We start from the raw sequence: 22646 nt of genomic DNA, 5'->3' as shown, positions 1-22646 counted from the left end.
ACCGAAGCTGGCAACTTTGCCAAAGCTTGCCAGCTTCCGGATTCTGCATGCCCAAGTCCCGCCGCAACCTGCTCATCAGCCTGTCTATCCTGTTTGCCATCGGCCTTGCGTGGGCGTTCCTGCGCAGTACGACCCCCGTGGTGCCGGAGGCGATCAAGCGTGGTTACAGCGAAGCACTGGCGGCAGCACGCAACGGGCAGCCGGGGGCCGCGCGGGTGCTTTACCAACAATTGGCGCGACCTGATATTTCGCCCAAGCGTCGCGTCTGGTTGCATGCCGAATTGCCCAATTACCCCAGTTCCGTCGCCCTGAAACTGTCGGATGCCGACTTGCAGCATGAGTCGCCCGATGTGCGCATTGCCGCGATCAAAAGTATCAGTGGTCTGGTACCCAGCGGTCAGCGCAGCCTGTTGCTGGGGCCGTTGCTCGATGACAGCGACCAGAACGTACGCTTCGCGGCAGTCAACGCATTGCTGGGGTTGTCACCGGATGATCTTGGCTTGTATTTCGGGCCGCTGGAGCAAGCCATCGATGCCTGGCAGCAAGTGCTGAAAAATGCACCACAAAGTGCGCAAAACGAATATCAGCTGGCCCGCCTGTATCTGCACAATGCCGAATTCAAGGAAGCCCAGCAGGCGCTGGATAACACCTTGCGCCTTGCGCCAGACAACCTGCCGGCGCTCGTGATGCAGATCGAAGTGCTGGACAAACTGGGCCAGAACGAAGCCGCCCGACAACTGCTGGCCAAACAACTCAAGGCGCAGCCCGACTCAGCCTACCTGCAACACGCCTTGGGGCTCTGGTTGCTGCATCACGACCAAAGCGAATTCGCCTTGCTGGGCCTTTCGAAAGCCGTAGAGCTGGAGCCGGACAACAAGGATTACCGCTATGACCTGGCAACCACGCTGCATGACGAGCAGGAACTCGAAGCGGCGCAGAAGCAGTTGCAGGAAATCGTCCAGCGCCACCCAAACGATCGCCGGGCGCGGGTGCTGCTGATCAATTACTGGAAGGAAAGCGGCCAGTTGCAGAACGTGCAGATTCTGTTGGCCCAACTCGAACAGCTTAATCCCGACGACCCGGCTTTGCAGCAAGGGCTTTGATATCCAGCGCAAATTTCGTTGAACCGTCGTCTCGGCCAAGGGTCAAGTGAAACAGGCAGCCCATAGTGGCACTCGTGCCAGTCTGCCTCGTTCCCCTTAGTCAAGAGAGGGCATTTTTTGTCTACATCCAACGAGTTGATCAGCGCAAAAGCCGCCACCGGTATCGAGGGCCTCGATGACATCCTCAGTGGCGGATTGTCCCGCGGCCACGTGTTTTTGCTCGAAGGTGAGCCCGGCACCGGCAAGACTACGGTCGCCCTGCACTTTCTATTGGCCGGCGCCCGAGCCGGCGAGCGCTCGTTGTACATCACCCTGTCCGAAACCGAGCGCGAATTGCGCCAGGGTGCGCGCTCCCACGGTTGGGAACTGGACGACAACGTCTATATCTTCGAACTGACGCCGCCGGAAAACCTGCTCAATGCCGAGCATCAGCAATCGCTGCTGTACTCCTCAGACCTAGAGCTGGGTGAAGCCACCCGGCAGATCTTCGAAGTGGTCGAACGGTTCAAGCCGAGCCGCGTGGTGCTCGACAGCCTGTCCGAGATCCGCTTGCTGGCGCAAAGCTCCCTGCGCTATCGCCGTCAGATCCTCGCGATCAAGCACTACTTCGTACGCTACGACGCCACCGTGGTGCTGCTTGACGACCTGACCACCGAATCCCTCGACAAAACCGTGCACAGCGTGGCCCACGGGGTGATTCGTCTGGAAGAACTGACCCCAAACTACGGCGCCGAACGCCGGCGTATTCGTGTGGTGAAGTATCGCGGGCAGAAATACCGTGGCGGCTTCCATGATTTCACCATCATGGGCGACGGCGTGCATGTGTTTCCGCGCCTGGTGGCCGCCGAGCATCGAGGCGCCTACTTGCGCCAACAGTTGACCAGCGGCATCAAGGCAATGGACGCCTTGCTCGGCGGCGGCATCGAAACCGGCTCCAGCACATTGATACTGGGCCCGGCCGGCACCGGCAAATCCCTGATCGCCATGATTTTCGCTTCGGCGGCCGTGGCCCGAGGCGAGAAAGCCGCGTTGTTCATCTTCGATGAAGAGCTCGGTTTGCTGTTCGAACGCATGAAAAACATGGGCATCGACCTGCAGGCGCTGCAAGACACCGGCAACCTGCTGATCGAGCAAGTGGACGCTGCCGAATTGTCCCCCGGCGAGTTTTCCCACCGCGTGCGGCGCGCCGTCGATGAAGGCGAGATCAAAACCGTGGTGATCGACAGCATCAACGGCTATCAAGCGGCGATGCCTGAAGAAAACGCCCTGGTCTTGCACATGCACGAGTTGCTGCTGTACCTCAACCGCAAGGGCGCCGCGACCTTCATGACCGTCGCCCAGCATGGTCTGGTCGGTGACATGCAGGCGCCAGTCGATATCACGTATCTGGCGGACACGGTGATTCTGCTGCGCTACTTCGAAGCGTTGGGCAAAGTGCGCCGAGCGATTTCGATCATCAAGAAACGAACCGGCAGCCATGAATCAACCATCCGTGAATATCGCATCAGCTCCACAGGCATGACCATCGGTGAACCGCTGGAAGCGTTCCAGGGCGTGTTGCGCGGCGTTCCGACTTACCTGGGTGCGAGCATTCCCTTGCTCGGGGATGAAGCGCCGTGATGCCTCAGCCAGCAACGTCCGAGCGCGCGATCATTCTCGCGCCGCTGGGACGTGACAGTCAGATTGCGCTGATGCTGCTCAAGGAGGCAGGTTTCGATGGGGTCATCAGTGCTGATCTGATTGGGCTGTGCACGGAACTGGAACAAGGCGCGGGTTTGCTGCTGATTTCCTCCGAAGCCTTGCTTGGCACTGATCTCCAACCGCTTTTAGTGCTGATAGAACAACAGCCGGCCTGGTCGGATCTGCCGATTGTGTTGCTGACGCATCACGGCGGCCCGGAGCAGAACCCCGCCTCACGCTTCGGCCCGCTACTGGGCAACGTCACGTTCCTCGAGCGGCCTTTTCATCCTGAGACCTTGGTCAGCCTGGTGACCACCGCCCTGCGTGGCCGACGACGACAGTATGAAGCCAGGGATCGGCTGGTGGACTTGAGTCAAAGCGAATTGCGCCTGCAAAACACCCTGGAAACCCTCGAGCAACAGGTTGAAGAACGCACCGCTCAACTGCGCCAAAACGAGGAAGTGCTGCGCCAATCGCAGAAAATGGAAGCGGTCGGCCAACTCACCGGCGGTATTGCCCACGACTTCAACAACATGCTGACCGGGATCATCGGCAGTCTGGAGCTTCTGCGTCGGCGCCTGAGCCGCGGCCGCACTGAAGATCTGGACAGTCTGATCGATCTGGGGGTGACGTCCGCCAACCGTGCCGCCGGCTTGACTCACCGGCTATTGGCGTTTTCCCGTCGCCAATCGCTGGATTCCAAACCCGTGGAAATGAACACCCTGGTGGTGTCCATGGGTGAACTGCTGCAGCGCAGCATCAACGAAAGCATTCGCCTGGACATGCAGTTGTGCGAGCAGTTATGGGTGGCCGAGGCCGACCCCAATCAACTGGAAAGCGCCCTGCTCAACCTGGTCATCAATGCCCGCGACGCCATGCCCGATGGCGGAAGGCTGGTGGTGCAAACCTCTAACCAGCGTCTGAACGCCGACTTCACCGAAGCCCACAGCAACCTCGAACCGGGGGATTACGTAGTGCTCAGCGTTACCGACAATGGCTGCGGCATGCCGCACAGCATCATCAACCGCGTCTTCGATCCGTTCTTCACCACCAAGCCGATCGGCCAGGGCACCGGTCTTGGCTTGTCGATGATCTATGGCTTCAGCAAACAATCGCGGGGCCACGTGGCGATTCAAAGCAAAGAGGGTGAAGGCACCACCGTGAACCTGTTCTTGCCGCGCTTCGGTGGCGAGCCACTGCAAGAAAGTCCGGTAGACAGCCAGCATCCGCTGTTCGCGCAAAACGGTGAAACGGTGCTAATCGTCGAAGATGATCCGGCGGTGCGGGTGTTGGTCAGTACCGTACTGAGCGAGCTGGGATACGCCTTCGTCGAGGCCGGCGATGCGGACGGCGCGATGCCGATTCTCGACTCGGGGCAGCGTATCGATCTGATGATCAGCGATGTCGGGTTGCCCGGCATGAATGGCCGGCAACTGGCGGAAATAGGCCGGCAGTACCGGCCTGAGCTCAAGGTTTTGTTCATCACCGGTTACGCCGAGCACGCGGCGGTGCGCGGTGGTTTCCTCGACCCGGGCATGCAGATGATTACCAAACCGTTCACCTTCGACCTGTTGACGGCGAAGGTGCGGGAGATGATCAGTGCCTGATCTTGTAGGAGCTGCCGAAGGCTGCGATCTTTTAACATCAAGATAAGGATCGCAGCCTTCGGCAGCTCCTACAGGGAATCAGGAAAGCATCTCTTCCATGATTTCCGCCAACACATCCAGGTCGAAAGGTTTTTCCAGGATCGGTGCCTTGGTGGTGATCGGGCTGCCCGTCTCACGGATTTCCTGCGGGTAACCACTGATAAAGATCACTTTGAGATCCGGTCGCAGTTTCACCGCGGGTTCGGCGATCTGCACGCCGGAGATTCCGCCAGGCAGCCTGAAGTCGGTAATCAGCATGTCCAGGTGCGGTTTGCTCGACAGGATATCGAAGGCCTGTTCGCCGTTTTCCGCCTGCAACACACGATACCCCTGCCCCGACAGGTAATCTGTCAGCACCATCAGGATTACCGGTTCGTCCTCGACGATGAGGACTACGTCTTGTGCATCTTCACTCATGGGAAGCCTTTGTTCGGTCTATAGCTGCTGATACGACCGTGGGGTCGATCAGAGGTTGCGTTTATCGGGCTGTTTTCCTACAGCGGCAGACAAACGCGAAACAGGGCGCCTTCGCCAATCCGGCTGTCGACGGTAATGGTACCGCCATGGGCGGTGACAATCTGTTCGGAAATAAACAATCCAAGGCCCAGCCCGGCGACCGCGTGTTTGGCCGACACCCGCTCGAACTGCTGGAAAATCCGCTGCTGGTTTTCTTCGCTGATGCCGATCCCGAAATCCCGGACCTCGACCCGCGCCTCGCCGTTTTCACTGTACACCTTCACGTTGATCGGGCTCTTGGCACCGTAACGCAAGGCGTTGGTCAGCAGGTTGGAAATCACCTGTTCAATGCGGAATTCATCCCAGTTGCCGATTACCGGTTGCCCGGCATCGAGGGAAACGGAGGCTTCGGCGGCCTCGATCTGTTGGGCAAAATTCTGTAACAAGCCACGCACCAGCGTCGACAGGTCGAACAGCGTCGGCCGGATCGACAACTTGCCGGTGCGAATGCGCGACACATCGAGCATGTCTTCGATCAGGCGGATCAGGCTTTTGATCTGCCGTTCGTCGCGATCGACCATGGCGTGCATTTTGTCGAGGCTGAACGCGGCGGCGTTGTCCCGCGCCAGGTGCATCTTGCGCAATTGGGTTTCGAGAATCAGGCCATTGAGCGGCGTGCGCACTTCGTGGGCGACGATGGACATGAAGTCATCGCGCATGCGCACGGCCTGCTGCAGTTCAAGCTGGGTGCTCTGCAATTGCTTGAGCAATTCTTCTTGCTCGCGGCGGCTCTGCTCCAAGGCTTCGACCTGCTGTTTCATGGCCTTGCTCTGGCGGTACAACTCGACGAACACGTTGACCTTGCTCTTGACCGCATGGATATCCAGCGGCTTGTGCAGAAAGTCCACAGCACCGCTTTCATAGCCCTTGAACGCATAGTTCAGCTCGCGGCCGGCGGCGCTGACGAACACGATCGGGATGTTCTTGGTCTTTTCCGTGCCACGCATCAACTCGGCCAGTTCAAAGCCGTTCATGCCGGGCATCTGCACATCGAGAATGGCCATGGCGAATTCGTGTTGCAGCAACAGCGACAAGGCTTCGTCGGCCGATTGCGCCTTGTACACGATGCGGTCTTCGCGCTTGATCAGCGCTTCAAGTGCCAACAGGTTCTCCGGCAGATCGTCGACGATCAGCAGTTTGGCCGGGATATTACTTAGCATGCGATTTGTTCCAGCTCGACAAGCAAACTGCCAATGTCGTTGATTGAGAGAATGCGGTCAGGCTGCTGGATGTCCAGCGCTGCCTGCGGCATGGTCGCGACCTGAGCTTCGTTGGGGTCCTGCACGATGGTCAGGCCGCCATGCCGCTTGACCTGCGCCAGGCCAAAGGCGCCATCGCGATTGGCGCCGGTCAGCAACACGGCGGCCAGGCGCGAGCCGTAGGCGTCGGCGGCTGATTCGAACAGGTAGTCGATGGCGGGCCGCGAATAATGCACGCGGTCCTCCAGGCTCAAGGAAAAACTGCGGTCCTGCTCCACCGACAAGTGATAACCGGGCGCCGCGAAATACAGTGTTCCGGCTTCAATCGACGTTTTGTCGCTGGCCTCCAGCACCGGCAGGGCCACGCGCCGGGAGAAGACTTGTGCCAACTGGCTGCGGCGCTCGTTCGGCAAATGCAGGACAACGATGATCGGCAACGCGAAACCTTCTCGCAGCCGGCCCAGGATATTGAGCAGCGCCTCTACGCCACCGGCGGAGGCACCGATCACGATCGCTTCTATGGAAGGCAAAGCTGTTGCACTGTTCATGTTTTGCGGTAGATCCGTTCTTGTTTGACCAACGGCTCGAACTGATTGCCGAAAGCCGAAAAATCCGGGGTTTCCTTGCTGCCCAGCACCAGGAATCCACGATGGCATAGTGATTCGTGAAACAAACCAAACGCACGATCCTGAAGTTTTTTATTGAAATAAATCAATACGTTACGACACGAAATTAATTGAGTTTCTGAAAATACGCTGTCGGTTGCCAGGCTGTGATCGGCGAAGGTCACGTTTTCGCACAACGACTTGTCGAAAATCGCGTAACCGTAAGCCGCCGTGTAGTAGTCGGCGAACGACCGCTGGCCACCGGCCTGCTGGTAATTGGAAGTGTAGGCGCGGACATTCTCCATCGAGAAAATCCCTTGCTTGGCTTTCTCCAGCGAGCGCGGATTGATATCGGTGGCGTAGATGATCGTGCGCTCGAGCAGGCCCTCTTCACGCAGCAGGATCGCCATCGAATAGACCTCTTCACCGGTGCTGCAACCGGCAATCCAGATCTTGATCGACGGATAAGTCTTGAGCAGCGGCACTACCTCGCGGCGTATCGCCAGGAAGTGCGAAGGGTCGCGGAACATCTCGCTGACCGGGATCGTCAGCAATTGCAGCAGCTGCATGAACGCAGTCGGGTCATGCAGGACTTTTTCCTGCAGGGCCGAGATGGTATTGCACTCGAACTGGCTCAGCGCATGACCCACCCGACGCTTGATCGACGCGCCGGAGTAATCGCGAAAATCGTAGCTGTACTTGAGGTAGATCGCCTCGATCAGCAACCGCAGTTCGATCTCACTATTGCGAGTCAGATTGCTCTCCACTAGATACGTTCCATTTTCGGTAACCACACACGAATCAGTGAAAACAGGCGATCCAGGTCGATGGGCTTGGCCAGGTAGTCATTGGCGCCCGCCTGCAGGCAGCGCTCCTGATCATCCTTCATGGCCTTGGCCGTCACCGCAATGATCGGCAGCTTGCGCCAGCGCGGGTCCTTGCGGATCTCGATGGTGGCTTCGAAACCATCCATCTCCGGCATCATCACGTCCATCAACACCAGATCGATGTCTTCTACTTCATTCAATCGATCAATCGCTTCCCGACCGTTCCGGCCGATGACCACGACTGCACCCTTTTGCTCCAGCGCACTGGTGAGGGCGAAGATGTTGCGCACATCGTCGTCCACCAGCAGCACCTTGCGTCCCTCGAAGACCTTGTCGCGGCTGCGCGCGGTCTTGAGCATCTTCTGACGCTCATGGGACAACCGGGATTCGACTTTGTGCAGAAAGAGTGTCACCTCATCCAGCAAACGCTCGGGCGAACGTGCGCCCTTGATGATGATCGAGCGTGAATACTTGCGCAGTTCGGCTTCTTCATCGCGGGTCAGGTTGCGTCCGGTGTAGACGATGACCGGCGGGAACGAGCAGATTTCTTCGGTGGCCATGCGTTTGAGCAGGTCGTTGCCGAGCATGTCCGGCAGCTTGAGGTCGATGATCATGCAATCGAAGATCGTGGTGCGCAGCAGGTCCAGCGCCTCTTGTGCGAAACCGACGGCGGTGATTTCGATGTCGTCGTCGCCGATCAAGCGTGAAATGCTGTCGCGCTGCAAATCGTCGTCTTCCACCAGCAGTACGCGCTTGACCTTCTGGGTCAATTTGGCTTCCAGGCGCGCAAATACATCCTTGAGTTCTTCACGGGTGGTCGGCTTGACCGCGTAACCGATGGCGCCCATGTGCATCGCCGCTTCCACTCGATCTTCGACCGAAATCACATGCACGGGGATGTGTCGGGTTTCGGCGTGTTCCTTCAGGCGTTGCAGCACGGTCAACCCGGAATGATCCGGCAGACGCATGTCCAGCAGGATGGCGTCGGGAATGAACTGCCGGGCCAGGTCGTAACCTTCGTCGGCGCCGTGGGCCACCAGGCAGTGGTAACCCAATTCATGGGCGAGGTCGTAGAGGATGTGTGCGAAGTTGGGTTCGTCTTCCACCACCAGAATGCAGCGCGTGCCAAACGGTGCCTTGGCGCGGTCATCGTTGAAACGCGGGATATCGACTTCGGCGATCAATGGTTTCAACTGCGTAGCGACAACGCTCGGCGCGGGTGCCGCCGGCAGCGAACGCATCGGCTCAATCGGGCCTTCGCCCGGCTCTACATATTGTTGCGGCAACACCAGGGTAAACACACTGCCCTGCCCCGGCGTGCTGGACACGCTGATCGAGCCGCCGAGCAACGCCGCAAGGTCACGGGAAATCGACAGGCCCAGCCCCGTGCCGCCATAACGGCGATTGGTGGTGCCGTCGGCCTGGCGGAAGGCTTCGAAAATACTTTCCTGCTGATCATCGGCAATGCCAATGCCGGAATCGCGGACGATGAAGGCAATGCCGTCGTTCGGCGCTGTGGCAACGCTCAGACTGACTTTGCCCTTTTCGGTGAACTTCACCGCGTTGGACAACAGGTTCTTGATCACCTGCTCCAGACGCTGGCGATCAGTGAACATCATCGCCGGTGAGCCTTCCTGCAACTCGATCTGGAAGTTCAGTTGCTTGTCTTCTGCCAATGGCTGGAACATCCCGCGAAAACCATCCACCAGACGCGCCACGCTGGTGTTTTCCGGACGGATTTCCAACTTGCCGGCCTCGACCTTGGAAATGTCCAGAATGTCGTTAATCAGGTTGAGCAGGTCATTGCCGGCGGAGTAGATCGACTCGGCAAACTTGACCTGTTCGGCGCTGAGGTTTTCCTGAGGGTTCTCCGCGAGCAACTTGGCCAGGATCAACGAACTGTTCAGCGGTGTGCGCAGTTCGTGGGACATGTTGGCGAGGAATTCGGACTTGTACTTGCTGGAGCGCTGCAACTCTTCGGCGCGCTCCTCGAGCTGAGTTTGGGCCTGATTGAGTTCGGTGTTCTTCAGGTCCATGGCATCGCGTTGCTCGGCCAACACCTCGGCCTGTTCGGCCAATTGCTCATTGGTCTGCTCCAACTCGACCTGCTGGGTTTCCAGATGCGCCTGGGACTCCTTGAGAATCCGTGACTGCTCTTCGAGCTCTTCGTTGGCAGTCTTGAGTTCTTCCTGCTGGACCTGCAACTCTTCGTTGAGCTGCTGGGTTTCGGCCAGCACTTCCTGCAAGCGCTGGCGATAGCGCGCCGCTTCGATGGACGTGCCGATGTTACCGGCAATTAGTTCCAGCAGCTCAATGTCACGCTCGTCCAATGGACGCAGGAAACCCAGCTCGATGACGCCATTGACCCGGTCATCGTCGCTGGTCGGCACCACCAGCACACTGGCCGGCAAACCTTCGCCGAGGCCGGAACTGACCTTGAAGTAATCGCTCGGAACGCTATCCAGGCGAATCAGCCGCGCCTGTTGCGCGACCTGGCCGACGATGCCTTCTTCACTGTAGATATGTTGTTCAACCGCCTCCTGCTCACGGGACAGACCGTAAGACGCTACGCGCCTCAGGCCGCCATGTTCCTCGCGGACATAAATCGCAGCCACGGCGCTGCCCAGGTACTGCGCGCAGAATTGCAGGATGTTGCGTCCCAACAGGTTGAGCGACAACTGCCCCAGCACTTGTTCAGCCAGTTCAGTCTGGCCATTGCGCAGCCAGGCCTGACGTTCCAGTCGCTCGGCACTGGCCTGTTGCTTGGCGAGGTTGGCGCTGTACTGTTGCGACAGATTGACCAGATCGCGACGACCGACATAAGCCAGCAAGCCGCTGATAGCAACGATGAACAACAGGTAAAGGGTGATGCTCCAGACCGTGGTGCGGCGCACTTCCTCGTTGCGCGTAGCACGCAACTGTTGCTCCATGTCGATCACGTCTTCGAACTGCTTGCGCACCTCGTCGGTCAGGCGCTTGCCTTTCCCGGCCCTGACCGCGCCGCGATAATCGCCGCTGGTGCGCTGCAAGTCGATCATGGTTTGCGCGTAAGCGGCCCACTCCTGCTGCAAGGCCTGTAGTCGGTGCAAACGGTCGGTCTGCGCCGGGTTATCGGCGGTCAGTTCGAGCAAGGTATTGAGTACGACGTCGATCCGCGGCTTGGCCGTTTCGTAGGGTTCGAGAAACTTGTCGTCGCCGCTGAGCAGGAAGCCGCGCATACCGGTTTCCAGGTCGACGGTCAGCTTGACCGCCTCATTGGCATTATTGATCACCCGGTCTGTGTGCTCGACCCACTGGATCGTCGACAGCAAATAAGTAATCAGCGACACGAAAAAAACCGCACTGATCACGCCGACACCCAGCGGCAGGCTGATGTTGCGGCTCAGGAGTTTACGGAATCGTTGCTCATCAACCGAAGACGCGGTGGTCATAATCAGGCCTTGTTGAACGGGTGAAAACCAAGGAGTTTGCCCCAAAACTGGCGCATTGATCCAATTTTCTCACGCGTTTACGCGCGAAGTCCTACATTCAGCTGCTCCCGTGCCGAAGGAGCGGTTATCCTTCTCTCTATTCTTTTTATAGCGCGTTGGGAACTTGTCGGGATCCGCCACTTACTCATGCAAGAGGGCCGGCGATTTCGATCGACCGGCAACCGCCCATCCAAATTGAGACCCCCACTATGTCCACCAACGCCTCCACCATCCTGGTCGTCGAAGACGACGCCATCGTGCGCATGCTGATTGTCGATGTGCTGGAGGAACTGGAGTTCAATGTGCTGGAGGCTGACGGCGGCGAGCAGGCGCTGAAAATTCTCAACGACGTTGATCAGCACATTGACCTGATGATGACCGATGTTGGTTTGCCGATCATGGACGGGCGGGAGCTGGCGATTGAGGCACGTAAGTTGCGCCCTGCGCTGCCGATCCTGTTTGCCAGTGGCTATGCCGAAAGTATTGATGTGCCTGAAGGTATGTATCTGATTGGCAAACCGTTCTCGATTGATCAGTTGCGGGATAAGGTCAAAGGTATTCTTGGCAATTAACAAATACCTGTCTGATCCCCGATAAACTCCAGAGATTTCCATCACTATTCAAAAAAATGGATCGCTTATCTTTCTGCGCCAGGTGCCTTGGCTCCCTTTATAGGGAGTCGGGAGTTTCCTTCATTTTGCGTATGGAAGAGTCTACATGCCCCCCGTCAATGCCACCGCTACTGCATCAACGTCACGTACAGCCACGATTTTCAATCAAGCTACATCTCAAGCCAAAAATCGACTGTCCGATGCAAGTGCGCGTAACAACCAGGCGTCTAGTCCGTTTTATGCAGTTCCGAATCAACTCGCGTCTGTAGACCGCCATCCTCGGAATCCTGAACTACCCATTCCATGCCCGGTGTACACCGGACTCCCGGAAAGCAAAGATCTCCCCGATCGTCTTAAAAAAGAAGGCTCTATATCCAATCAACCGTCTCTGGAAAAGGCATGGTCATCACTCGAGAACCGACTGCGAAACGGCGCTGTCTCGGAAGACGATGCGTTAGCGGTGCTTAAATCCGGCATCTTGCAAACTGACACCGGCAAAGTGCTGACTCCACTCTTCGTCAAGGCGATGATGCGCTCGATCAAGCCGCTGGACGGGCTCAAACCGGAACAGTTACGCGAGTTCGTGGAAATTATCTGTCACCTGCCACCTGAGCGCTGGGCGAACAGTTTCGGGGAGAACGTCAAATTTCCTAGCGGTAGTACAGGTGAGGGGGTCACGGGACTTATCCAGTCGCAATTGACACTATCAATTGTTGTGCGTGATCAGAAAATTTCCGCGGGGGAACTGCTCGATGATGACACGTGGAAGGCGGTGCGCGATTTCACGCAGCAAATGCGTACATATGTTCGCATTTCGAGCGATGAAGAGCTCAACGACTTTTTGGGGCAGCTCGAAGACTTCATTCATGTCCGGCCATCACCGCAAGAAGCCCAGTCGCTGATAGCCAGTTCTGTTGAAGCCATGGAAGAACCCCGTCCCAATGAGCGTAAACGTTGGCCAAAGAGCTTTCTGGAAAAGGCGCAGAAGCTCAGCGAGCGGTTAAAGGCGATTGAGGTTGTCGATACTCGGCCAGAGCCCACGGGCCTCGGGGGAGTTGAGAACTCCGCAGTTGCGGTCGCATATGATTTTGAGTTTGGCATCAAGGCTAAGTCGACTACCGCAAATAAGGTTCAGCGCCCGCCGCAATCGCAGCTCCTGGCGGAGATGGACATTATCGAAAAAAGCTCCCGTTTTTATAACGAAGTCGACATTCGGGGCCCTGTTCCTCCTGACAGCAAATGGGCAATGGGTACTTATCTGCTCCATGCTGCAAGTGTGCTGACAGCCCTGATGCCAGATATGACGATTGAAAAACCCTCCACTCTTGCACCGAAGAGAATTGGTACCCAATCGAAACGGCCAGGTACCAGCTTTAATCCGGCTTATCCAACGTACAACGCGGCGCCGCTTGTAAAACCCAACACTGGAGCTGACTCGGACTTCAAAATCAGTGCAGGTACGCAAGCCCCCCTACATTCAGGCATGGGTTCGATCGGCCCTGAAATCAGAATTTTGCCGGAGTCCACGTTTGCCTCTTCGGAGAAACGCCAGCCCGCAACTCATTCAGAAAACACAATCGGTGCTGGAACCTCGAGTGCGACACCTCCTGAACCTGCATCGGCGCTCTCGACGGAAGCTTCGCTGACCCAGTGGGTACATTCAGTTCAAGATATTTTGCATCGAATCGACAATATACTGAGGTTTCCGGAGGCCGCTGCTGCCGATATTCCGTTAGATGACCTTCAGGCTTTACTTGAAAAGGCAGAGAAAGGTGAGCCGCATGCCCCCCCCGCAGGATGGTGGGAGACGATTGGCCCAAGGATTTACGAGACATTATCCGGCATGACTGCGCTAGCAGGCAGCTACATGACCGCGGCTGGCAGTGCCGCATATCGACAAGCCACAGAGCATCCTTTTCGAACAGGCACAATCTCCGTCTCGACAGCTGCACTCATTGCGGGATCAATCGCACTCTATAACCACCTGAACCAACGGTATGCAGGACAGGCACCCAATTTGCCTGAGCCGGTGCTACCCAACACAACTACCGAGACCGCAGAAACGCCAACCTCCGAAGGGCCTGAGTCAACCGGACCGATATCCACAAATGCGCCCGCCGATGACCTCATCCCCAAAGAAAGCCTTGCCCTTCACCAAGAGCTGATCGAGGATAAAATCGAGGAAATCCTTGATACCCCTGTCGCAAAGGGCCAACCAACTCTTTTAACGTCCATCCTCGAGTTAATGTACCAATCCACCGAGCACAACTTGCTCGCCGACACTCAATTACTGCAAAACATCGAAACTCTGCTGGAGCAACACAGCACAAAAGAACCTGCAAGAACCTATGCCGAACTGATTCAGGAGGCAGAGGCGCAAACCCATGGGCCGCAGGACGTCGCTCAGTCCGCCTCGCCAAGGGTCAAGCGCGATGCAGCCGATGCCGAGGCGCGTCCGCTGACTGGCGATGTCGAACAAAACGCCTCTGATATGGAGCTAACCCTTTATCAATTTCTTGCAACGATGGATGAACTGCGCCGTCCCGTCATTGAAGTTGACGACGACATCGACACGCCAGTAGATGCAGAATTGCGTACTGCTCAAGACGTCGTCCGCTTGCTGCGCAGCAGACGCAGTGCCGGGTGGACTGATGCTTCGCGGTCTAACGGTGACAGGCAATTAGCGACTAGCTACGCCCAGGCGTTAGCGAGCTTCACCGACGCAGATGCCAGCCGCACCACGCTGGAGGTTTCTGTCCCGACGCACTCCACGTTCGGTCAATGCTGGTTGAATTATGCGAGTGCACTCAGGGACCCATTCTTTATGGATTGGGCTCATGCAGCAGGGCTGGATCTTTCGACCGTTAAGGTTCACCCGGAATCGAACAGCATCTCCGGGCAGACTGAGCGTGGCAGGGTCGGGTTTACTCTAAATGATACCGCCTGGGCCAGCGTTGCTGGAGATATACTCAAAGCGGCAAAAGTCATCAGTTCAACCGCAGACAGTATTCCGTCCCCTTCTGGCTCACGAGTTCCAATTGCATTGGTCGCAGGCTTTTATGCAGAGCAATTGCCAGCAAGCAGGAGCGAAGCGCTACGACGTTCAACCGAGCTGAAAAACACTCCAGTATTTTCTGCAACAGTGCCTGCGGAATTGCTAGAGCAAAGATCAGAAGCAGCTGTTGAAGCCCAAAAACAACACATCGCAGACGTTTATACCAATCATGGATTGGTATTAGCCTTGAATGATCTCGTTAAAAGCAAACCCGATAACGAACCGGTGGATCTCGACAGCCTTGCTATATCTGCCGCACCAAACTCCTTGTTCGCGGCCAAGTACCCAATCGAATCCAGACGTATGGTCAGTGCCCATCGCTATATCAACGCCATGGGTTGGATAGTTCCGAAGACCGTCGCCGATGTACGCAATCTGGTTGATGTATTGACCACGTCTATTCCTGAAAGCCCAAAATACGGTAATTTTCAGGGCGCCCTGTCCTATCCGATCCCATTGAAGCCCGCGGACCTAGATGCTCTTGACAGTGAATTCAAAACCTTTCTAGCCGAAGTTCAAGCCAGGGATTTTGTTAAATTGTTGACAACATCTCCCCCCGAGAAAGGTCTGGAGCTCGCGATTGAGTCTGATATAGGGAGAGAACTGGGAAAAAGGCTTGAGTCAAAGCTCAACGTCATAACGACACAAACCAGTGGCGCTGATTTGCTGCTGGCGGCGCTGCTACGTTTCTTGGACCCCGCATACGGCCAGCAGCGCAATCACGTTGCGGGATATCACCTGACCCAAGAGGCGAATTGGTCAGCAAAACCCTCGGAGGTGATCAGCGAGCTAGAAAAACACCTTATTAGGACGGGTAAGGCCGGTGCCGGAACTGCGCCAGCCTTAGCGCGGGTCTTGCTTGCCGGTCTAGCACCAGAGTTTTTGGTCAAAAACCTGCCAGACAACCTGGTCTGTAGTTCCCATACCTGGGTAATGCTGCGCATCGGTGTAGCGCGTATAGAACAACTGGCACCGGGTGCGTCCGCCAAGATGACTTTTGGGCAAGTCATGGAATACGCCAACACGTCCGCTATTACCGTCGGCCAGGACATCGCGGTGCAGATGTTAACCGCGAATCCGGTAATTGATTGGGCGATTGCCCATGGTGTCATCGCACGCAATGCCAACGAAACCTATACACAACAACAATTGGAAATTGCCCTTGAAAAGCTCCAGGCGACCCGCGAAGCACTCGCACGGGCCAAGGCCTATCTTTCAGCTCCCGTTCCAACACGAGAAAGCCTGGGACTGGCTGAACTGACCAGGGTTTTCGGTGCAGGCTTGCCCTTTCTGGATCCGTGTTTCAGGGCGACGGGTTCGCCCATGCCGCAATTCGGCTATTCGCTGGCGGATCTCTACATCACCGGAAAGTTGGCAGTTGGCGAATGGCAGTCGTCGAATCCGCAATTATCCATCGATATGGTAGAGAGCAAGCTCAGAGAGCTGAAAAACGTCGGCGATTTGTTTACCAAAAGTTTTGATGAATATTTTACCCAATTGCGTACCGGGTCCGAGTCAATTTTTAAATATCTGGTTTCGCAACTACCATTAGAAGATAGGCAAAGCCTTGAATACGGAAAGCAAAAATATTATTCACTTAGAAGTGAGATTGATGTTGCTCCTGGCTGGAAAAACAAAGAAACTTTAGATAATAGCAAGGGCCGCCACGGCATTTTGATACGATCGGAGTTTCAAGAAAAAGTAACATGGTACGAAGTATTCCCTTCATCGGCACAGATCCGAAAGCGGGATCTGACGGAACCACTGAAGCTGGGTGGAAAGCTAAAAACCTCACACGACTTCTTTCCACCAATTAAATATCAAGCTGCAACCTCGCAGCCCTTTGATTGGAGCGCCTATAACAACGGAACAGCTCCACGAGACGGTGCAGTTTCAAACATCATCATAGATGAAATCAAGCCCGTAAGGTAGCAGGCCACGCTCTATGGGCCTAACTATGATTTCAGCTCGCCATCCAATGCGTTCTCACCTGCCTCTCATATTGGAGATATCGCCAAAGTCGTCGTGGAAGAACATTTCATCACCGGGAAAGAAAAGTTACATGAATTAGCGAAAGGAATGACTGTTTCGGAAGAACAGGAGGCATATACAAAACAGGCAATGGACTTCATCGGATCGCTGGTGCCTTTTAAATCCATGATTGAGAATATCCAGACAGGCAATACCGGGGCCGCAGTCCTGGACTTTCTTTTGGATACCTGCGGGTTCGTCGTACCCGGTTTCGGTGCTGCCGGCAAAATCGGAACTGTCATGAAATCAGGTGCCCCGCTCATTCCTAAAGCCATGAAAATGACTTGGATTGCTGGCAAAACTGTCGTCACCGCCTCAAACCCTCTCGACGGGGTTGTTGATTTGTTCAAAGGCGGAGCAAACGCGGTATGCAAACTAGGCACGAAAGCTTACAGCGCTGTTGACAAAGGTATCGACCGGCTCAAGAGTCTTTATGGTCTAAGCAGCATTGACCCGGCTTTCCTGTTAAAGCGAGCGGACATCGCCAAAGGCGTGGTCGACATAAGTCGAGTTGCTGGGCAGACCGAGAACGTCAAAGCGTTGTTCAAGGAGGGTAAATGGTATGCCTTTGACGAGGCCGCTAATCGCCCGTACGGCCCTCCTCTTGAAAACTTCATACCCGATAGTTCCATTGCACTGGAGCGGACAACGTTCAGTGATGGTTCAACCGCCTTCGCCAACTCCCCCCTCTTTAACGAAAACTCGCACGCGATTCAGCGCTCGTTATTCACCGATGTAGTAGTCGGAGATAAGGTTTATCGCTTTGATCCGGCTCGACCAACTGTACTCGAAGCCTTAACGTCGCCCACGTACAACAAAGAACTGGCAGATTTTGAAGATGTTTGCAGTATAGGAAACAGAGCCAAGCGTAGCCCTCATCCTTGCTTTTCGAAAATAATCCAGAACCGACGAACCCGCGCAGAGAAACAACTGCAATCCATCGAACACAAGCGTTTGCATCCATCGCGTGCAGCATCTGGCGGAATTCGTAAGGTGGTCCATGAACGCCGGGTATTTACCATCGTTGACAACGGAAATACTCAAAAGCTTGTTCCATCACCATTGACACAACCTTTGCTGTTCAGATCCACAACAAAAGGCAGCATTATCAATGACCAACATTTTGGGCTGCCGTCAAAACAAGTTGATGCCCAGCTTGAAAGCAAGACCCGAGTGGTCAGGATCGACGGGATTGTCCATGGAATAGAAGACCAACGAGACGCCAGAGGTTTTCTGGTCAATTACGACCACCAGAACGGGGGAATGAAAACCTATTTGGTCGTGGAGTCAGACGCCGGGCTTTTTTACTATTGCGAATACGATACCGCGACCGTCAACAACTTTGTACTCAAAAAGCTAGATTTTCGCTTCGCTGATTCCCTCGATAGCGGCCTGATAAAACAACATGGCAAACTAAAAGACCAATACCTCAAAGCAGTGGGTCAACCGATCAACAATCATTTTGTCGCATTGCCTCCACTGGATTCCATTTATATGGATCTCGTGCACTATAAAGATTACACGTTGCAAAAAATCGAAGATTTGAAGGCAAAAGTCGCACTACTTACGGATGAAAAGAAACGTGAATTCGTTCTTGCAGTATGGAATCAAGGCAAAGGAAGAAACGTCGAAGTTGCCGTCCAAGCCATAAAAGTAGAACCGATTACCAAGCCCCCCAGCTTCAACCTGCTTTCAGCCGCGGATCAAAACAAGTTCTATGCCGAAGCGGCAAAATCCAAAGTAGATGCCCAGTTCGAGGCGACGGGTCTGGGATCGGCCAATAAGGTTGTTGCAAACGATCCGATAGATATGAGGCGTCAGGTGCTCGCCGAGCCTGTGGTGATATGGTCCTATAAAAGGATCGACTCACCAGAAGCTGCGGATCTGATATTAAGGACAGGCGCGGGAAACTGTGACCAGGTGGCCTGGACTGCCAAAAAAATCATTGATGAGAGTGGAGGTATTGCCGAAATTTGGCAAATGCCGGGCCATACGTTCACTGTGGTAGGCGTGCCTCGTGGGACGATTACCAAAACCGTCGACTTCAGCGAGCCTGCTTTCGAAAATGCCTGGGTCGTGGACCCGTGGGGAGGATTCAGTTGTCCCGCAAACTTATTTACCAGACGGCTTGATTTAGAAATGATGGCATGGAAAACGGAAGGAAAAATGCTGTTGGCACCTGATTCGCTTGATCCCAACGGACCTATGGTCTGGGAGAGTCCAACAGATGCTGAGTGGATCAACGATATTCTCAATGCAGAAAAAACTCCGATGTCCTGATTGACCGTAAAAAGCGGCGTCGGATTCCGATGCCAGATACATGGCGCCCCTGATCAGGGCGCCAGCCTGTAATTAATGTTCTAATCCCGCCTCGTTCATCCTTTTCCTTACTGTCCTGTTTGTATCTAGGAATCCCCCTTCATGATCCAACCCCACGCAACCAAAGTCCTGGTCATTGGTTATGTCTGGCCCGAGCCCCGCTCCTCCGCGGCCGGTGGCCATATGATGCAAATCCTTGAAACGTTCCTTCAGCAAGGCTGGGACATCACCTTCAGTAGCCCGGCCGGCACCGGTGAACACCGCGCCGACTTGACCACGCTGGGCATTCGCGAAGTGCCTATCGAGCTGAACAACAGCAGTTTCGACAATTTCATCAGCGAACTGGCCCCCGATGTGGTGCTGTTCGATCGCTTCATGATGGAAGAGCAATTCGGCTGGCGCGTGGAAAAACACTGCCCCGACGCCGTGCGGGTGCTGGAAACTTCAGATCTTCAGAGCCTGCGAGACGCTCGGCATCAGCGACTCAAGGAACGTTTGAAGGCCAGCGATGATGCCGACGACTTCAGCGAATTGTTTGCCCCGGCGTTACGTGAAGAGTTTCAGTTCATGGCTGACACCGACCTGGCCAAACGGGAGATTGCGGCGATCTATCGTTGCGACCTGAACCTGATGATTTCCGAAGTGGAAATCGAATTGCTGGTCGAACAGTTCAAGGTGCCACGCAACCTGTTGCACTGGTGCCCGCTGATGGTCGACCTGCCGACCGATACGCCTGTACCGTTTGAGGATCGCGCGCACTTTCTGCACATCGGCAACTTCCGGCACGCGCCGAACTGGGACGCCGTGCTCTGGCTGAAAACCACGATCTGGCCGTTGATCCGTGCACAGTTGCCGGCCGCGCAGCTGCATATCTACGGCGCTTACACGCCGCCCAAGGCCACCGCACTGCACAACGCGGCGCAGGGCTTTCATGTGCTGAACTGGGCGGAAGATGCCCTGCAAGTCATGTCGGCGGCGCGAGTGTGTCTGGCGCCATTGCGGTTTGGTGCTGGTATCAAGGGCAAGATCGTCGATGCAATGCTCTGTGGCACGCCCAACGTCACGACCCCTGTGGGTGCGGAAGCGATGCACGGTGATGAGCCATGGCCCGGTGCCGTTACGCGTTCGGCGCGAGAGTTCGCCGATGACGCCGTGCAGCTCTACAAGGACAAGACCCAGTGGCTGAATGCCCAGACTCAGGCTCAAGCCTTGTTGGCCAGCCGTTACCAGCAGACCATCCATGGCCCGGCGCTGATCGAGCGACTGGTAGATTGCCAGCGGAATCTGGGCAATATCCGGCGCGATAACTTCACCGGCAGCATGCTGCGCCACCATCAACACAAAAGTACCCAATACATGGCGCAATGGATTGAGGCCAAAAACCGCCATCAACAGTGAGTTATCCAATCAGCCAACCGTTTAATTCGAGAAAGCGCAAAGCAACTAACTTCGCCAACTAGAACATCTCTTGCATTACCTTCCGCCTTGGCGTGCCGCATATATAAAACTATAAATACCCAGGCACTTCAAACCGAATATCGGCCCCATCAAAAATGGGTGCCATTACTTATGCAAGGATGCATTAATGACCAATGTCGCACTGGAAAACCTCAAACTTAGTCACTGGATGGCCTCGACCTCAAGTATGGATGTCTTAACGCTTGGCGAATTGATTCTGCCGGGTGCCCATAATAGTGGAGTCGACAAAAAGGCAACTTACGCGGCCCCAGGCGTTGCCCACTGGGTAGCGTGTCAGAACAACTCCTTTTACGATCAACTGCGCAATGGGGCCCGTGCACTCGATGTACGAGTCGAATATGACGTAGACCCCAGAGGGGTAGGCACGTTCTGGTTCCAGCACAACGGAGTGAAATCCTCGCGCTCGCTTGAAAACCTGGTCATGCAGCTGATTCGTTTCCTGGAGGAAAACCCCGATGAGTTTGTACTCGTGGACTTCCATGAACTGAAGAGTGGCAATACGGCATTCGACCCTCAGGAATTCAACCGTTTTTTGCTCACCCATCTTGGCCCCAGAATCATTCCCTACAACAATAGATACCTGAGCCTTGGACAGTTGAAAGAAGTCAGCGGCGTCCAGCGGGTATGGCTGGCCGCACAGCAACACCCCGCTCTGCACCAAGCCTGGTTTCAACCGAAAATCGCCCATCACTGGAGTGGGATAGGCGATACCAGCATCAATGAACTTGAGGCCCACATTGATAGCGTCATGCAGCGGCCGCCTACTGGCTCTAACCCGTGGTCGCTCTCCGCGACGAGTTACAGCCTCGCCCTGGGCCCTATAAATATCAAGGAGCAACTCAATCAATGGTTCGATCCAAACACGGGGCATTGGGTTCTGAACTGTAGCGTAATCAATGCAGATTTTTTCGAAGATAGCCGCCTCGTCAGGAACTGTCGGACCGCCAACTTAATAAAAGCCCGGCTACGACCTGAATAATCCTGTTTCGTAGCGCTGTAACTGGCGTTATCCACCCCACTGGGGGCATGATCGAAGCGCGATAACAAGAAAAGTGTACCGACATGACCCGAAACGCCAGAGTCACCGACCCTTCCTACGAGCTGATGGACGACCATAACGGGTTGTCCATCATCTATCGCCAGCACGGTTTCCCCTGCCCTTTGGTGCGCTGGCATTTTCACAAGGAATACGAACTGCACCTGATCGTCGCCAGTTCCGGCAAGGTGTTCATTGGCGACTACATCGGTAACTTCTACCCCGAATCCCTGTTCCTCACTGGCCCCAACCTTCCGCATAACTGGATCAGCCAGGTGGCCGAGGATGAAGTGGTGCCCAAGCGCGACATGCTGGTCAACTTCACGGACGAGTTGTTCGACAGCGGCTATCAGGTGTTCGCTGAACTCAAGACCCTGGCGCCGTTGCTTGAGCGGGCGCAGTACGGCATCGAGTTTCGCTGCAAGCACACCATCCGCAAGGCGATAGACCTGATGCAACGCATTGCCGAGACCACCGGCGTAACCCGACTCGGGCACTTTTTTATCCTGCTGGAATTGCTCGCCGCTTCCGACGATTACCAATTGCTGTCCGGCGCAACGACGCCGCAACTGGCGGACGAACACAACATCGACCGTACCAACCGTGCGGTGGATTACATCTTTACCCACTACGCCCGCGACTTGACCCTGGAGGAAGTCGCCGAGCACCTGGGCATGAAGCCGACGTACTTCAGCCGAGTGTTCAAGCAGGCCACCGGGCGCAACTTCATCGAGTTCGTCAATCGCCTGCGCATCAGCAAATCCTGCGAGTTGCTGGCCGATGGCGATAAACCGGTGACCGACGTGTGTTTCGAGTCCGGGTTCAACAATATTTCCAATTTCAACCGGCGCTTTCAGCAACTCAAGGGCATGACGCCTTCGCATTATCGGCGGCTGGTGGTGCAGCGGTTGACTGAGCAGAATTTGGGTTAAAAATCAAAAGATCGCAGCCTTCGGCAGCTCCTACAGGGTAGGTGCATTCCAACTGTAGGAGCTGCCGAAGGCTGCGATCTTTTTGCTGATCAAAGCTATAAAACCTGTACGGATTCGATCTCACACCTTCGCTGAAA

At 55.5% G+C, this 22646-nt stretch carries 14 protein-coding genes; 9 read left to right on the top strand and 5 right to left on the bottom strand.

The genetic code is table 11. The features are described 5' to 3' along the window. Nucleotides 1–47: 47 nt before the first annotated feature. From V6Z53_RS17265 to V6Z53_RS17255, 3 genes are all read left to right on the top strand, one after another. Nucleotides 48–1103, top strand: coding sequence for a tetratricopeptide repeat protein (locus V6Z53_RS17265; protein ID WP_338580813.1), 1056 nt, complete (start codon nt 48–50; stop codon nt 1101–1103). 117 nt (nt 1104–1220) lie between these two features. Continuing rightward, nucleotides 1221–2723: an ATPase domain-containing protein gene (locus V6Z53_RS17260; protein ID WP_338580812.1), complete on the top strand. Its 1503-nt coding sequence runs from the start codon at nt 1221–1223 to the stop codon at nt 2721–2723. Continuing rightward, entirely contained in the window at nt 2723–4390 is a 1668-nt protein-coding gene (locus tag V6Z53_RS17255; protein WP_338580810.1) for an ATP-binding protein, read from the top strand. Before V6Z53_RS17260 ends, V6Z53_RS17255 begins: the two co-directional genes overlap by 1 nt. 78 nt (nt 4391–4468) lie before the next feature. Here V6Z53_RS17255 and V6Z53_RS17250 read toward each other — a convergent pair whose 3' ends face one another. The 5 genes from V6Z53_RS17250 to V6Z53_RS17230 form a co-directional block, all read right to left on the bottom strand. Beyond that, entirely contained in the window at nt 4469–4846 is a 378-nt protein-coding gene (locus V6Z53_RS17250; RefSeq protein ID WP_338580809.1) for a response regulator, read from the bottom strand. A gap of 77 nt (nt 4847–4923) precedes the next feature. Beyond that, nucleotides 4924–6105: a hybrid sensor histidine kinase/response regulator gene (locus V6Z53_RS17245; RefSeq protein WP_338580808.1), complete on the bottom strand. Its 1182-nt coding sequence runs from the start codon at nt 6103–6105 to the stop codon at nt 4924–4926. After that, nucleotides 6099–6692 carry a chemotaxis protein CheB gene (locus tag V6Z53_RS17240; RefSeq protein ID WP_338580807.1) on the bottom strand — a complete coding sequence of 198 codons (594 nt, stop codon included), beginning with the start codon at nt 6690–6692 and terminating at the stop codon, nt 6099–6101. Before V6Z53_RS17240 ends, V6Z53_RS17245 begins: the two co-directional genes overlap by 7 nt. Next, nucleotides 6689–7516: a protein-glutamate O-methyltransferase CheR gene (locus V6Z53_RS17235; protein ID WP_338580806.1), complete on the bottom strand. Its 828-nt coding sequence runs from the start codon at nt 7514–7516 to the stop codon at nt 6689–6691. The genes V6Z53_RS17240 and V6Z53_RS17235 overlap by 4 nt, the downstream gene beginning before the upstream one ends. Beyond that, complete coding sequence (locus V6Z53_RS17230) at nt 7516–11007, bottom strand: response regulator (RefSeq protein ID WP_338580804.1); 3492 nt, start codon at nt 11005–11007, stop codon at nt 7516–7518. Before V6Z53_RS17230 ends, V6Z53_RS17235 begins: the two co-directional genes overlap by 1 nt. A gap of 248 nt (nt 11008–11255) precedes the next feature. On the opposite strand from V6Z53_RS17230, the gene V6Z53_RS17225 reads away from it, so the two are divergent. The 6 genes from V6Z53_RS17225 (at nt 11256) to V6Z53_RS17200 (ending at nt 22509) form a co-directional block, all read left to right on the top strand. Continuing rightward, nucleotides 11256–11618: a response regulator gene (locus tag V6Z53_RS17225; RefSeq protein WP_338580803.1), complete on the top strand. Its 363-nt coding sequence runs from the start codon at nt 11256–11258 to the stop codon at nt 11616–11618. Nucleotides 11619–11763: 145 nt separating this feature from the next. Then, nucleotides 11764–16644 (top strand): hypothetical protein, encoded by a 4881-nt coding sequence (locus V6Z53_RS17220; RefSeq protein WP_338580802.1) that lies wholly within the window; start codon nt 11764–11766, stop codon nt 16642–16644. A 93-nt stretch (nt 16645–16737) separates the two neighbouring features. Then, nucleotides 16738–19023 carry a hypothetical protein gene (locus V6Z53_RS17215; protein WP_338580801.1) on the top strand — a complete coding sequence of 762 codons (2286 nt, stop codon included), beginning with the start codon at nt 16738–16740 and terminating at the stop codon, nt 19021–19023. Between the two features lie 141 nt (nt 19024–19164). Beyond that, nucleotides 19165–20460, top strand: coding sequence for a glycosyltransferase (locus V6Z53_RS17210; protein WP_338580800.1), 1296 nt, complete (start codon nt 19165–19167; stop codon nt 20458–20460). Between the two features lie 187 nt (nt 20461–20647). Further along, on the top strand, nt 20648–21520 hold the full coding sequence (locus V6Z53_RS17205; RefSeq protein ID WP_338580799.1) for a phospholipase: 873 nt from the start codon (nt 20648–20650) through the stop codon (nt 21518–21520). A gap of 83 nt (nt 21521–21603) precedes the next feature. Continuing rightward, nucleotides 21604–22509 (top strand): AraC family transcriptional regulator, encoded by a 906-nt coding sequence (locus tag V6Z53_RS17200; RefSeq protein WP_338580798.1) that lies wholly within the window; start codon nt 21604–21606, stop codon nt 22507–22509. The last annotated feature ends 137 nt before the right edge of the window (nt 22510–22646 follow it).

Origin of the sequence: Pseudomonas sp. MAG733B, assembly GCF_036884845.1 — a bacterium.
Lineage (GTDB): Bacteria > Pseudomonadota > Gammaproteobacteria > Pseudomonadales > Pseudomonadaceae > Aquipseudomonas.
The sequence above is the reverse complement of the archived record's forward strand: the minus strand, read 5'-3'. Positions and strand labels throughout refer to the sequence as shown.